At 38.4% G+C, this 13871-nt stretch carries 12 protein-coding genes and 1 pseudogene; 4 read left to right on the top strand and 9 right to left on the bottom strand.

Annotated elements, in window-relative coordinates; translation table 11 throughout:
- Nucleotides 1–108 precede the first annotated feature (108 nt).
- From ACOWPH_RS09155 to ACOWPH_RS09145, 3 genes and pseudogenes are all read left to right on the top strand, one after another.
- Entirely contained in the window at nucleotides 109–1176 is a 1068-nt protein-coding gene (locus ACOWPH_RS09155; RefSeq protein WP_015215081.1) for a helix-turn-helix domain-containing protein, read from the top strand.
- A 236-nt stretch (nucleotides 1177–1412) separates the two neighbouring features.
- A complete protein-coding gene (locus ACOWPH_RS09150) occupies nucleotides 1413–2093 on the top strand; it encodes a uracil-DNA glycosylase (protein WP_015215080.1) in 681 nt (226 codons plus the stop codon).
- A gap of 258 nt (nucleotides 2094–2351) precedes the next feature.
- Nucleotides 2352–3591 (top strand): annotated as a pseudogene (locus ACOWPH_RS09145) (ISL3 family transposase).
- A gap of 237 nt (nucleotides 3592–3828) precedes the next feature.
- On the opposite strand, the gene ACOWPH_RS09140 reads toward ACOWPH_RS09145, so the two are convergent.
- The 6 genes from ACOWPH_RS09140 to tyrS all read right to left on the bottom strand — a co-directional run bounded on the left by ACOWPH_RS09140 (nucleotide 3829) and on the right by tyrS (nucleotide 8423).
- On the bottom strand, nucleotides 3829–4233 hold the full coding sequence (locus ACOWPH_RS09140; protein ID WP_015215078.1) for a type II toxin-antitoxin system VapC family toxin: 405 nt from the start codon (nucleotides 4231–4233) through the stop codon (nucleotides 3829–3831).
- Complete coding sequence (locus ACOWPH_RS09135; RefSeq protein WP_096713139.1) at nucleotides 4223–4438, bottom strand: hypothetical protein; 216 nt, start codon at nucleotides 4436–4438, stop codon at nucleotides 4223–4225. The genes ACOWPH_RS09140 and ACOWPH_RS09135 overlap by 11 nt, the downstream gene beginning before the upstream one ends.
- 158 nt (nucleotides 4439–4596) lie before the next feature.
- Entirely contained in the window at nucleotides 4597–5388 is a 792-nt protein-coding gene (locus ACOWPH_RS09130) for an MOSC domain-containing protein (protein ID WP_015215077.1), read from the bottom strand.
- Between the two features lie 138 nt (nucleotides 5389–5526).
- On the bottom strand, nucleotides 5527–6153 hold the full coding sequence (locus ACOWPH_RS09125) for a hypothetical protein (RefSeq protein WP_015215076.1): 627 nt from the start codon (nucleotides 6151–6153) through the stop codon (nucleotides 5527–5529).
- Between the two features lie 222 nt (nucleotides 6154–6375).
- Nucleotides 6376–7122 (bottom strand): orotidine-5'-phosphate decarboxylase, encoded by a 747-nt coding sequence (gene pyrF, locus ACOWPH_RS09120; protein WP_015215075.1) that lies wholly within the window; start codon nucleotides 7120–7122, stop codon nucleotides 6376–6378.
- A gap of 107 nt (nucleotides 7123–7229) precedes the next feature.
- Nucleotides 7230–8423, bottom strand: a complete 1194-nt coding sequence (gene tyrS, locus ACOWPH_RS09115) for a tyrosine--tRNA ligase (protein ID WP_015215074.1) — start codon at nucleotides 8421–8423, stop codon at nucleotides 7230–7232.
- A gap of 173 nt (nucleotides 8424–8596) precedes the next feature.
- Here tyrS and ACOWPH_RS09110 point away from each other — a divergent pair, with 173 nt between their 5' ends.
- On the top strand, nucleotides 8597–10519 hold the full coding sequence (locus tag ACOWPH_RS09110) for a transglycosylase domain-containing protein (protein WP_015215073.1): 1923 nt from the start codon (nucleotides 8597–8599) through the stop codon (nucleotides 10517–10519).
- Nucleotides 10520–10578: 59 nt separating this feature from the next.
- Here ACOWPH_RS09110 and ACOWPH_RS09105 read toward each other — a convergent pair whose 3' ends face one another.
- The 3 genes from ACOWPH_RS09105 to ACOWPH_RS09095 form a co-directional block, all read right to left on the bottom strand.
- Nucleotides 10579–10902, bottom strand: a complete 324-nt coding sequence (locus ACOWPH_RS09105; RefSeq protein WP_015215072.1) for a DUF1825 family protein — start codon at nucleotides 10900–10902, stop codon at nucleotides 10579–10581.
- A 129-nt stretch (nucleotides 10903–11031) separates the two neighbouring features.
- Nucleotides 11032–13008: a hypothetical protein gene (locus ACOWPH_RS09100; protein WP_422665717.1), complete on the bottom strand. Its 1977-nt coding sequence runs from the start codon at nucleotides 13006–13008 to the stop codon at nucleotides 11032–11034.
- The gene (locus tag ACOWPH_RS09095) at nucleotides 13001–13813 is read right to left on the bottom strand and encodes a filamentous hemagglutinin N-terminal domain-containing protein (RefSeq protein WP_422665716.1); all 813 of its coding nucleotides are present in this window, start codon (nucleotides 13811–13813) and stop codon (nucleotides 13001–13003) included. Before ACOWPH_RS09095 ends, ACOWPH_RS09100 begins: the two co-directional genes overlap by 8 nt.
- Nucleotides 13814–13871 lie beyond the last annotated feature (58 nt).

Here is a 13871-nt window from a genome sequence, read left to right as displayed (position 1 = left end):
AAAAATAATCAAAAATGATACTCAGGACTCCGGATGTCGCAATTAATTACAGAAGAAATTACTCAGGTCAAACCACTGTTTCCCCTAGCACCCGGAGGGACTTAGATCATGACTATGGCATCTGCGTATTTCTTCAGCATTCCTGGTAGTTCTACCGTTCAAATTAGTAAAGACGAATTGCGATCGCTACTCAGAGAGATAGAATCTGAACTACATCGTGGTAAAGTATATCGCCTTGCTGTCGCTAATGTACAGAAATTGCTTGGTTCATCCGATGAACAAGCAACAAATTTATTCAAGGCTGTCGGTAGAGAAGCAATTAGTTTAGCATTCAAGCAGTTCGCAAAAAAACATGAGATGGTTATAGATACCCATCCCAAAATAGATAACACTGAGTTACCAAATGTAGATTTAGAACCATCTAGTAATTCACCGCAAAATTCAAAAATTATTACATCCAGTTTGGTTGAGAATACTCCCAGTAATTTATCATCTACAACTAAATCTCAACCTGATGTAGTAGCAAATAAGACCATAGAAGACAAAACCAAAACACCAAACAGATGGTTTCGGCAACATCAAAAACTTTCCAAAAGTGAACTAGCCGCACAACTAGCCGCAGAACAGCGGTTAGAAAATCTGCGTCAAATCGGGCAACAACTTAAGCAAGCACGCGAGTTTCAAGGTCTGACTCTGCAAAAACTTAATATTTACACTCATATATCAGTTCATCAGATGCAAGCAGTCGAGAATGCTGATTTAGAGTCATTACCGGAAGATGTTTTGATTCGTGGTTTTATCCGCGTTATGGGCAATGCATTAGGTTTAAATGGCACAATGTTAGCTAATACTTTACCTATACCCAATCAGACAAAATCAGTTTTGCCCTCTTGGTATCAGTCCCAAAATTACTCTGGAAAATTAAATGTAGAAATCCGTCCCATACATCTATATGTAGGCTACGCAGCCCTTGTGGCAAGCGCTTTGGGGGGATTATCTTTAGTTTCTCAGCAAACAAACAATGACACTGTGCAAAATTCTCAAGTGATTGTTCCTACATCTTCATCACTATGCCAATCAACTCAAAAGACTGAAGCGAATTTTAAACCAGGTCTTAAGTCTAGTACTAATGGGGTTTGTGTTGTCTCGGATATTTCTCCACCAGAAGCATTGTAATTTAGGAGTTCGGAGTTAGGAGTTCGGAGTCAGGAGTTAGAAGTTCGGAGTTAGAAAAAAGGAAGGATGAAGAATATTTTTCTCTTCTGTTAAGAGTTAAGACCTGCTTGCTATATCAAACATTCTGGATTCTGAATCCTTAACAACAATTACTTGATACAATGGAATTCAAACAAATTGCTTTATTCAACAAACGTCTACTTTAAAGAAATATCCTAGCGAAAACCTCTATTTTCATGAGCAGCGACACCCAACTGAGTCTCTTTAATGAATCAAGCTTTAACCAAAAAGATTTGATTCCCACAGACGCGAAAATTCCGATTCCGTCCGGTACTTATGCCAGTATGACGGACTTAGCACAGCACTGTAACAATTGCAGTCGTTGTGGGTTGGGTGAAAATCGCACTCATGCTGTGGTAGGACGTGGTAATCTCCAAGCCAAAATTATGATTATTGGAGAAGCACCAGGGCAAAGCGAAGACGAAACCGGTTTACCATTTGTGGGTAAATCAGGTCAATTATTAGAGAAAATCCTGGCATCTGTAGAATTGAGTACAGAGAATGATGTATATATTTGTAATATAAACAAATGCCGCCCACCAGAAAATCGAGTTCCTACCCCTGATGAAATGGCAGCTTGTAAACCTTATTTATTAGAACAAATTCGTTTAGTTGACCCGCAAATTATCTTATTAACTGGTGCAACTGCTGTCAAAGGCATTACAGGAAGTAAGCAGGGAATTACGAAAATTCGCGGTCAATGGTTGGAATGGGAAGGGCGTTTATGTATGCCAATTTTCCACCCCGCTTATTTGTTGCGTAACTCTTCTAAAGAAAAAGGTTCACCTAAATGGTTGATGTGGCAGGATATACAAGCTGTAAAAGCTAGGTATGATGAGATACGGAATGATGGCTAATAGGAATTTATTCCCTAGCTTGAAGGGACTAGAATCTAATTTGTCAGAATTAGGATTTACAGGATTTAAGGATATTATTTTAAAGTATCATATTTGGTTCTTCGGTAGTTGTTATGCCAAACTATTAGCTACACTCACTAAATAATATTAAAAAATGTATCAATAAATGACTAAAGGTATTGTAGGGGTTGACATACAAAGAGCATTTATTATTAACTATAAATGCAATCCAAATTATTTTTAGATAAACTTAAAGTTATGACTGGCAAAAAAGGTATTAAAATTCTAACAGAAATTCTGGATTTAAGCGGTGTAAAAGTTGTATCACATCGCCTTCATACCGGAATTGGAATGATTTTACAAATTGAACAAGAAAATTCATTTGCTACCTGCCCATATTGTGGCACAACCAGCCATAAATTACATCAAAATCATAGACATATTATTAAAGACCTCCCTTTTGGAGAAAAAGAAATATTTTTAGAAATTAATCGCCGACAGTTTAAATGTGAACAATGTAAAAAACCATTTAGTGAAGATTTAGATTTTGTTAAAAAGAAAAGAACTTTTACAAATCGCCTTGCAAATAAGACAATACAAGAAGTTTTAGAAAACGACATTCATAGTGTAGCAGCAAAAGGTATAGTAACAAAAGACGAAATAGAAAGAATGTTAAAAGACGCATCATCAGAATTACCAGATTTAAAACCTATAAATCTAAAAAGACTGGGAATTGATGAAATAGCTTTGAAGAAAGGACATGGGAATTACTGTGCAGTATTAGTAGATTTAGATCAGAGCAAACTAATTGCGATTTTAAGCGGACGAACACAAGAAATAATCAGGAAAACCCTTATGGGATGGGGGACAGAGATTCTAGAAAATATAGAAGAAGTCAGTATAGATTTGTGGAGTGGCTATAAAACTTTAGTAACAGAATTAATGCCAAATGCTCAAGTAGTAGCTGATAGATTTCATGTAATGACACAGATTAACAAAGAATTAGATACACAAAGAAAAAGGGAAAAACGGAAAGTTGAAGATTTAATCAAGAAAGCAAATACAACAGAAAAATCTAAATATGAAGAAATATTAGCTGGATTGAAGAATAGTAAATATCCCTTACTTAAAAATGAAGATAAGTTAACCCAAGAGCAATTAGAGAAACTGATTCAAGTTAAAAATGTCTCGCCTATTTTGAAGGAAATGCACGAATTTAAAGAAAAGATTAGGCAAATTTTAATACTACACAAGATTGGTATACGGGAGTTTTCAAATTAGGTATGTGGTTATCGAGAGCTAAAAATACTTCCCAAATAGCAACAATACTATTATTCGTTGGTATCAGGAAATTATAGCCTACTTTGATAATAGGACAACCAGTGGTACTGTGGAAGGAATTAATAACAAGCTTAAACTAATAAAACGTTCGGGATATGGATTTAAAAACTTTGAAAATTTCCGAATTAGATGCTTATTAAGTTGGCATTATGTTTAATAGTTTAGCATAAAAAGTACCGAAGAGCCTCATATTTTAAATATTGATTTGATGATTAATTGTGAAATTTAAGATAGAATTACCTGATAATCATAATTTACAGAATGTTCAAAAATGCTTGATTTTAAGAGATTAAAGCTCAAACAAAAATCCTGTAAATCCTTAAATCCTGGATATCCTGATTCTGACAAAGAATATCTTGGTTTTCACTTCATACCCTTCAGGAAGCAAGCTACCCTATTTTACTAACGAAAATCTAGCTTGCTGAAAATGATGATCAAAACTTAAAGTATGAGTAATATTTTTATTTTTCATAATTACAAAAGAAATGCAGTCAACTAAACCCCATTCTTTATCTTGAAAATTTTTGTACAAATCAAATCCTTGATGAAATAACTCTGGAGTAACATGGATAATTTCTACTGTTTCTGCATTTAACAAATATTCTATTAATTGAGTTGCTTCTTGTTTATAATTACGACTTAAACCATTAGCTATTTCTAATATAATTGCATCAGAAGTGACTAAAAATGAATCATCATAATAATTTGCTAAATCATTAGCTGTTTGATGATATTGATCTCTTTCATTAATTATGGCAATAATAAATGAGGTATCTAAAAAATAACGATTATTGCTCATCTAATTCTTGCTGGTATAAATATTTATCAAAATTCACGGAAAAGTCTCTAGGCCCTTGAATTTTTATCTGTTTTAATTGAGATAAAATTCCCTTTTTGGTGCTATTTTTTTTATCTGTAAAATCTTTAATTAGTTGATAAACTTCATTAAGTTCTTGTTCTGGGATTTTGTCAATTTCTGCTTGGATAAGTTCTTTCATGGTCATAACTTTTACTCCTGCTGGTAATTTACTATATTATATATGAATCAGGATATCCAGGTTTTACTGTCAGGGCTAAGTATGATGAGATATGGGGTTGAGGAGTTTTTTCACGCAGAGGCGCAGAGGCGCAAAGAGGAGGAAGATAAGAGGAGGTTGAGATTTTATATCGGTTGTGATGATATTTCGATATTATTGCCAATTTCTATGGTTTTTCCAACTTCTGATTTAGCTACTTTTGTATTGACACTCAATCTATAAAAATGATTAAATCTTGATACCGCTACCCAAGCGGGTATAGTTTCTTGGCGTTTCTGCACAAATATTTTTTGAAAGTTTGGGTAAGCTTCACCTAAAGAAGAATCTCTTGTAGGAACTATGCAACGTTGACAGGGGTTAATTCCTAAAAACTGCACGTCTCCTATTATAAAAGATACGGTTTCACCACTGGCAGTATACAGCTTATCTTCCCAAAATGCGGGGACACCATCAATTTCAATATTGGCACGCATCCGACGACGCATTTCGTCTACACTCATACCAGGAAACCAAGAAGCTGTTTCTGTTAATGTTGCTGTACTAATTACTGTTGCACCAGGTGAGTCTGTATCATCAGGAAATCCCATGTTGGTGTTTTGGGTTAATTTGACAGCAAACCCGAAGTAATTACTTAATGTTGCTTGTAGTTCTGGCTGTTCTCTATCAAGATGAAAAGTTTGTGGTGAGTCGCTATCAGGAAATTTGAGGTGGATAATTCTCTCTTTTAAAGAAAATTCTGAACGCAATAAATGTATTTTGGCATGGCGTTTACCATTGACAAATTTACCCTGTACGTCAACAATAGCAAATTCGCGGTCATTCTGAAGTGCGCCACTGGGTAAAATCGTCGCTTTTTCTACTTCAATACCATCCAATGATTTAATTGGATATAGCAAAATTCTAGCTAGATACGGCATTTAAATTAAATATTTATAAAAATTATACAGCGATTTTCGGTTGAGTGAAATGCAAGAACCCCACCCCCAACCCCCTCCCCGCAAGCGAGGAGGGGACTATGATGTATCTCATTCCAGTTCATACCGCTATATTTCTAACTATCGCCTTCGCACACTTCCTGCTTGACAATCCCGTAACCAAAGTTTAACACCTTGTGCGATCGCACCACTACTACTATCTTTCGCTGGTGCAACAGGTGGTTTAACTGGATATTCACCAGTACGACTAAACATCATGACTACATTCCAACCATTTTTAGTTTTTGTCAAAAACAACCAGTGAAATTGTTGTAATTCTACAGCTTTTTTATTTAAATACTGTCTTTCAAAGGTAGTAAAGAAAACTTGTTCTACTCCCTCTGATTCATATTTATTTGCGGTATCAATGCCAGGATTTAAAGGTAAAGCTTGAAACTCCGGTTTACCAGCTACCAATACATAAGGGAAAATATCAACACTGCGACTCAGACGACGAGAGCGTTGGGCGACACGGTTGGCGTAGCTAGGTAAATCTAACAGTAATTGTGTAGTTAAAGTTTCTAAACTTTGCTCTGAACAAGAATTACCTATTTCTGGGTTGGCAGTTTTGGGAGTGAGAGTTTTGGAAAATGCAGGAGAAACGAATAGCAAATAACTACAGGCTACTAACCACCAGCTACAAAAGGTGACAGGTGACAGGTGACAGGTGACAGAGTTGAAAATCTCTTTGTGTCTAAATTTTATCATTAGTTGATTTCCTAATCACCTTAGTAGTGACTATACACAGCACATTGTAGATATAATAAGAATGGCTTTATTACTACTCATTTGTGTGAGGTTAAGCTAGAAATATTTTATCCGTTGGCTTCCACACCCGCCCAGAAATGAATTTCCGGGCTAATAACTAAAGTTTACTAAAGTAAACTGGGGATTTTTTCGCATTTTTAGTCATCTTTTAGATGACTTTTGCTATGAGACTGGGAATTCATTCCCAGTCGGGTTATAGGTTTCATTTAGTTCTTCGGTAATCTTCTGCCAAGCTAACTCCGGCTGAGGTGCAGCAGTAATTGGACGACCAATGACTAGATAATCTGCACCGGCTTTGATAGCTTGAGAGGGTGTGAGCGATCGCTTTTGGTCTCCTTTTTCAGCCCAGGTTGGCCGCACACCAGGACAAACCAGCAAAAAGTCATTTCCACAACTTTCCCGTAATTGTCCCACTTCTTGGGGTGAACACACAGCCCCATCTAAACCCGATTCTTGAGCTAAAAGTGCCATTTGTAAAGCAAATTCTGGCAATTCTATGGGTATTTTTAATTCAAACGCCAATTGTCGGGTTGAAATGCTGGTTAACAAAGTAATAGCAATTAATTTGGGCGGTTTTGTACCCGCTTTTTCTGCTCCTACTTGTACCGCTTCGGTGGCAGCTTTCAGGGCATCCTTACCATTAGTTGAGTGAATTGTCAATAAATCCACTCCATAACTAGCCGCAGCACGACAAGCACCCGCAACAGTGTTGGGGATATCGTGAAATTTCAAATCTAGGAAAATGCGTTTTTGGCGAGATTTGAGAATTTCGAGAATTGTGGGACCCGTGCTGGTAAACAGTTCTAAACCGACTTTCCAGAAAGTGACTTGAGGAAGTTTATCCACAAGAGCGATCGCACTTCCTAAATCTGGTACATCTAAAGGAACGATAATTTGGTGATTGGTCATTAGAAGAAGGAGTTCAGGAGTTCAGAAGTTTATCTCGTTCCCAGTCTCTGACTGGGAATGCCATCATTGAGGCTCTGCCTCTGTTATCATTGATAGCCCAGCGTAAGCTATACTATAAGTCTGATAAACTTATTTTTACCAACTTGTAAAACTCTACCGTGTAATTCGCTAGGTTGTTGGTAAGAGGTATCTGCATCAGTAATTTTTACACCATCTAAACGCACTCCACCCTCTTGAATTTTGCGCCTACCTTCCGCGTTACTCTTACACAAACCACTAGAACCGAGAATAACAGATAATTTAGCCGGAAATTGAGGTACAACAGCCAGAGAGAACTCAGGAACAGCACCTTCCTTACCGCCGCTTTTTGCTGCTTCCTTGGCTTCATTAGCCGATTGTTCACCGTGATACTGTCTGACAATTTCCCAGGCTAAAAATTCCTGGCGATCGCGCGGGTTCTCTGGCAAACTATCTAAAGGTGAATCTGTCAGCAACTCAAAATATTGTGACAGTAAATTATCTGGCACACCTTGGAGCTTCTGATACTTTTGAGAAGGGTGTTCTCCCAAGCCCACATAATTACCCAAAGACTTAGACATTTTTTGTACACCATCGGTACCAATTAAAATTGGCAACAGTAGCCCAAATTGAGGTTTTAGATTAAAATGGCGTTGCAAATCTCTACCTACTGCAATGTTAAACTTTTGATCAGTACCGCCTAACTCCACATCAGCCTCAACTGCCACAGAATCAAAACCCTGCATTAATGGATACAGGAACTCATGAAGGAAAATAGGATTCTCTTTTTTATAACGTTCTGCAAAACCTTCCTTAGCTAACATCTGTCCCACAGTCATAGTAGAAAGTAACTCCAGAGTTTTCCCCAAATCAAGATGGGAAAGCCACTCTGAGTTATAACGTACCTCCAATCTGCCCGGTGTGTCAAAATCTAAAATAGGGCGAACTTGGTCAAGATAAGTTTGGGCATTTTGAGCCACATCTGCCTCTGTCAGTTGACGACGCACATCAGACTTACCAGTAGGATCACCAATACGAGCCGTAAAATCGCCAATAATCAGAACAGCCGTATGACCAGCATCTTGAAAAGCTCGCAGTTTTCTGACAGGTATGCTATGACCAAGATGAATATCTGCACCAGTAGGATCAATACCCAGCTTGACTCTTAAAGGACTATTCGCATTTGCTAAACGGGTTTCTAGACTTTCAGCGTCACTATCATTATCAGGTTGAGGAAAAATATCTGCCACACCACGATGTAACCAAGAGAAATTTTGCGTCATAATATGAAATTCGCTATTAACTACACTTTGTACTTTAGAAATTAGGTTAGTTATGTTCACTGGCAAATTATCTGTTTTTTGCTCTGCCAGACTACTATAATTGCAAAAAATTAACCGACTTTTTCCATTCCATCAATTACATTTATATTTACTAGTGAGGAAGTGAGAACGCCGTGTCGTCTAGGACTTTTGAAGACAAACAGCCACAAGAGCAGGCTTCATCTGGATTTGAGTTTTTTAAAGGAGTAGGTCAAGTAACCGGCGCTACTCTGCTATCTATCACGCTGTTAACAAGCTCTATTGTAGCCGGGGGACTGGTTGGACTAGCCACTAGTTTCCGCAATTTGCCAGACGTGAGACAATTACGTAACTTTTCTCCTTCAGAAACTACATACATATATGACATTAAAGGTAAACTTTTAACAAGATTTCATGGTGAAGCTAACCGGGAAGTCGTACCCTTAGATAGAATTTCCCCAAATCTGAAACGGGCAGTATTAGCCAGTGAAGATAGTCACTTTTACACACACCACGGTATTAACCCTACTGGTGTTGGCCGGGCTGTAGTCGTCAACTTAGTAGCAGGTGGTGTCAAAGAAGGTGGTTCTACCATCACCATGCAGTTAGTCAAAAACCTGTTTTTGTCTCAAAAACGTGCTTTTACTCGCAAATTAGCAGAAGCTGTACTAGCAATTCGGTTAGAACAAATTCTCAACAAAGACCAAATTTTAGAAATGTACCTCAATCAAGTTTATTGGGGTCATAACAATTACGGCGTACAAACAGCAGCACGGAGTTATTTTAACAAATCAGCAGAATTTTTAACTTTGGGTGAGTCAGCAATGATGGCTGGTTTAATCCAAGCCCCTGAGGAATTCAGCCCTTTCGCTAGTATGAAGCTGGCAAAACTGAAGCAAAAAGAAGTCCTGGGGCGGATGTTGGAATTGACTTGGATTACCCAGAAAGAATATGACGATGCTCTCAAGCAAGAAATTAAACTCGGTAGAATCAGGTCATTTCAAGGTAGTGCTTCACCTTACATAACCAATGCCGTAGCCCAAGAATTAGCGAAAAAGTTCGGGCGTGACGCATTGCTAAAAGGCGGAATGCGGGTGCAGACGACTGTCGATGCTAAATTTCAAGAAATGGCAGAAGGAACAGTCGCCAAGTGGCATAAAACTCTACTGGGACAAGGTTTATACAAAAATCAAATTGCCCTTGTGGCAGTTGACCCCCGGACTCATTTTGTTAAAGCCCTAGTGGGTGGTGTAGATTCTAAAGCCAGTGAGTTCAACCGCGCCACCCAAGCTCAACGTCAGCCTGGTTCAGCTTTTAAACCCTTTGTTTACTATGCTGCCTTTGCCACGGGTAAATATACTCCAGATAGTACAGTGGTAGATTCTCCAGTTAGTTACCGAGATGGTAATGGTTGGTACTTTCCGAGAAACTATGATGGCGGCTTTAGCGGTGCAATGTCAATTCGGACTGCGTTAGCTCAGTCTCGGAATATCCCTGTGATTAAGCTTGGTAAAACCGTAGGGATGAATAGAGTGATTGAAATTTGCCGCACCTTGGGCATTATGAGTCCGATGGAACCTGTTACTTCTTTACCTTTGGGTGCGATCGGTGTTACTCCTCTAGAAATGGCTAGTGCCTATGCTACCTTTGCTAATTATGGCTGGCAGTCACCACCAACAGTGATTGTACGGGTAACAGATAGCAGTGGAAATGTGTTACTTGACAACACACCTAAACCGCAGCGAGTCCTTGATCCCTGGGCATCAGCAGCGATTATTGATGTCATGCAATCTGTTGTTACAAGTGGTACAGGTAAAGGTGCTGCTATAGATAGGCCAGTTGCAGGCAAGACGGGGACAACTTCTTCAGAAAAAGATATTTGGTTTGTGGGTACTGTACCACAACTCACAACTGCTGTCTGGATCGGGAGAGACGATAACCGCCAATTATCTAGCGGTGCGACCGGTGGTGGTATGGTTGCTCCTATCTGGCGTGATTTTATGATTAAAGCTCTTAAGGATGTACCTGTAGAGAAATTCAAGTCACCTTCTCAGTTTTCTCGTCCTAAATCAAATTAGGGAACAGGGAGCAGGGAGCAGAAGGCTATTCTCCCCTGTCCCCAGTTTCCTGTCTCCCTTCAAGGAGTTTTTTCCAGTTCGGCTTTCATCCTGTTGAGGGTGACGTTCATTTGCTCAAACATTTGTTGCGGGGTAACGCCAAACTGACCTAGCTGAGTTTTTAGTTGCTCTATGGTCATTTGCGCCATGAAGTCTTCTGATAGCTCAAAACGCTTCATAAAGATGCGATATCGATCCATCATTGCTTCCATTTGCTCAATAAACAGCTTTTTACCCTCGCGGTCAAATTTGCCGTAGTCGTTGCCAAGCTTAATCAGCGATTGATAATCTTCAAAAAGCTGCTTGGCTTCATGTTGAACTATCTCAGAATCAAAAAATCCCATTTTGCTTCTATTTAACTGAGTGCTATTACTCAGTAATTTCAAATTTTGTCTCTAGTCTTATTTTAGCTTGAACTGACAGAAGCCCCACGTCTGACAAGAAGTGGTCAAATACTGAGGGTTAATTAACAGTTAAGGTGCAAAACAAGAAGTCTTAGATATAATAAGACCGTGGGGTAGAACATTTGCTGATTGAGCAATTAAGCTAACTTGACCTTTGGCATCAACAACCCATCCTTGCGCTTCTACAATCTCTGTTGATATACGGTCACTAACTCCTACAGGTTGAATATCTGGGCCATTCTGTTGACTAGGCACTAACTCTACCAAATCTACTAATGCTCTTGTCCCCGTAAATAAATCATCAGGACTAGATGGTAATCCACCACGGCCAATAATAGTAAATTTATTTTCTCGACTGGTAAATTTGCTACCAGCTGCACATTCTTGAGAAACCTGATTATCAGTATCAACCACACTAGTGGAGAGATCTATTAAACCTTGGCTGGGATCGGTAGATAACTGATTGATCTGGACTATACCACTAAACTCTGGACTTGCCCCAGTGGCAGTAATATCACTTTTTGGAGTTAGTTGATCTCGAAACTGTGTCCCGAAGATACCTTGGGCAGTAATTATCACCTTACCACCACGAAAATCAGTCGAATTGGCACTAATGTCACTATTTTCTGCTGCTGCTAAAACATCAGTCACAATAGTGATATTGCCACCAATAACATTGTTGCCAGTCGCATTAGTAGTGATTTTGCTTCCATTACGCATAATCAAATTTTGAGAATGTAAATTAAGATTAGCTTGTTCTTGATTAGTAGCAGTACTATTAATGAGACTGTTGCCACTAATAGTACTAAATTGATCCATCAAAATCGAGTTAGCCTTCAAGCTAAGATTGCCTGCATTTCCTGAGCCTAAAGCCTCTACAGTGATTGTAGCCCTATCGAGAATTTGCAAATTATTAGTATTAACTTTTATATCTCCTGCTGCCCCTGTTGCACTTAACCCAGAACTGGCAAAAAAACCACTGGATAACCCATTAATATCAGTACCAACTAGTTGGATATCAGCAGCATTGACTGTTAAGGTTCCGGCTTTACCTGCATTAACAGTGGAAACGCTGATTTCTGCCCCCTCCTGAATTTGCACTTTATTAACATTAATAAGCAAGTTTCCTCCATTTCCGACACCAACAGCACCAGCGCTAATTTTGCCATCCTGCATTTGCAAAGTGTTAGCATTAATATTTAAATTACCTCCGTTACCCGTTGCCCCAATTTCTGATGCAGTACCTAAAGCATTAATAAAGCTTTCAGATCCTTTACCAATTAAGTGAATATCAGAGGCATTAATTGTTAAATTACCACCATTTCCAGAGCCAAAAGTGGCAGCCGATATAGCAGTATTTTTTCTTAAAATTAATTGCTTAGTGCTAATTTCTATATTTCCAGAATCAGCAATGCCCACGGTAGAAGAGTTGATATTTGTATTAACATTTATATCATCAAATACTTGGTAAAAAGATTCACTTGGCGTTAATTGAATTGATTCAGAAGCATTAATGTTAATATTACCTGCTTTACCTGTAGCCAAAGAACTACTAGCAATAGATCCTCGATTTTGAAGGAGCAAATTTTTTGTTTTAATATTGATGTTACCAGCGTCTCCACTACTTTGGAGTCTATTTCCTGTTGCTAATAAAGATTCAATTACTTCTACTGACTCAGAGGCGTTAATGTTGAGATTACCACCATTACCCTGATTAACAACAGAAACTAATAAAATAGCTCCATCCTTAAGTATCAATTTATTTGTATTAATTTCAAAATTTCCGGTACTTCCAGAACCAGTGCTAAGGATAAAAAAACCATCCCGTCCTTCTGAAACATCAGCGCTGGGATCGAGAATGTTTGCTGCTTTTTTCTCAAATTCACCAGTACCAATTATTTCTATGGTATCAGTGGCGTTAATGGTTATATTACCTCCTGGTAATGATCCCAAGGTTAAAGATGCGATGCGCGATCCTTCACTCATTTGCAGATTACCAGTTTGTATTTGCATCTCTCCCCCACCGATGCCACTGGTATCAAACATTAGCTTCAGCAGTTAGTTGAATGTTGCCAAATTTTTGTATGCCTTCATAATTGAAGGAAAATCCTTGGTTGGTGGAGGTGAGTTTAACTAAACCTTCTCCAGCAACACTACCTAATTCTAATCTTCCTCCATTTGTCTTTAGTGTTGCAGCATCTAAGCTGATATCTCCGCCTACTAAAGCTAAGGTTTGATTTGCTTGTATCTGCAATCCAGTAGCTTTACTATTTACCTGAATTAAACGGGGATGCGCTGCAAATTGCAATCCTATAGGCATACTGATAGTCAATAATGGTGTGCTTTGAGAAACTTGACGACTAAACTGCGTACCATCTACAAATTTGATGCTGTTCGCTGTACTCGCTATCAAAGAACCACCAATGTTTAAATTGGCATTTTCACCAAATATAATCCCGTTAGGATTGATGAAAAACAGGTTTGCATTACCATGAGTACGAATCATTCCATCAATATGGGAGATGGTGTTACCTGTTACCCTGGTAAGGATGTTTTGTATTGCCGAACTATTATTAAATAAGGCTTCACCACCTGTAGGTACAGAAAATTCTTTAAAGCTGTGAAATAAATTTACACCTCTGATTGTTCCGCCATTGATTTCACAAATACTGCATCCTGATTGTACCTGAGAGTTAACTGGGAGGGTATTGTCAGGAACAATTTGGGCTATAGCTTTTTTGGCTGTGAAGGAGGAAATGAGCAATGCTAACAGATACAAGCTTAAGGGTAAAATAGCAGATTTTTTTGCACCTTGGCTTTGTTTGAAAGGATCGATTTCCTGTTTGCTCATTTTGGGTTATTTATTTGTCTATGTTGTTATTTTTGTTCGCTAGTTGTTAATTATACAA

It is taken from the genome of Anabaena sp. PCC 7938 (assembly GCF_049315035.1).
Lineage (GTDB): Bacteria > Cyanobacteriota > Cyanobacteriia > Cyanobacteriales > Nostocaceae > Anabaena > Anabaena cylindrica.
Note: the sequence above shows the minus strand (reverse complement) of the source record. Positions and strands in the feature narration are given on the sequence as shown.

Excerpts from the sequence above, each read along its gene's own strand:
- ACOWPH_RS09155 (WP_015215081.1), top strand. The coding sequence starts at position 109 with ATGACTATGGCATCTGCGTATTTCTTCAGCATTCCTGGTAGTTCTACC.
- ACOWPH_RS09150 (WP_015215080.1), top strand. The coding sequence starts at position 1,413 with ATGAGCAGCGACACCCAACTGAGTCTCTTTAATGAATCAAGCTTTAAC.
- ACOWPH_RS09140 (WP_015215078.1), bottom strand. The coding sequence starts at position 4,233 with ATGAGCAATAATCGTTATTTTTTAGATACCTCATTTATTATTGCCATA.
- ACOWPH_RS09135 (WP_096713139.1), bottom strand. The coding sequence starts at position 4,438 with ATGACCATGAAAGAACTTATCCAAGCAGAAATTGACAAAATCCCAGAA.
- ACOWPH_RS09130 (WP_015215077.1), bottom strand. The coding sequence starts at position 5,388 with ATGCCGTATCTAGCTAGAATTTTGCTATATCCAATTAAATCATTGGAT.
- ACOWPH_RS09125 (WP_015215076.1), bottom strand. The coding sequence starts at position 6,153 with ATGATAAAATTTAGACACAAAGAGATTTTCAACTCTGTCACCTGTCAC.
- pyrF (WP_015215075.1), bottom strand. The coding sequence starts at position 7,122 with ATGACCAATCACCAAATTATCGTTCCTTTAGATGTACCAGATTTAGGA.
- tyrS (WP_015215074.1), bottom strand. The coding sequence starts at position 8,423 with ATGACGCAAAATTTCTCTTGGTTACATCGTGGTGTGGCAGATATTTTT.
- ACOWPH_RS09105 (WP_015215072.1), bottom strand. The coding sequence starts at position 10,902 with ATGGGATTTTTTGATTCTGAGATAGTTCAACATGAAGCCAAGCAGCTT.
- ACOWPH_RS09100 (WP_422665717.1), bottom strand. The coding sequence starts at position 13,008 with ATGTTTGATACCAGTGGCATCGGTGGGGGAGAGATGCAAATACAAACT.
- ACOWPH_RS09095 (WP_422665716.1), bottom strand. The coding sequence starts at position 13,813 with ATGAGCAAACAGGAAATCGATCCTTTCAAACAAAGCCAAGGTGCAAAA.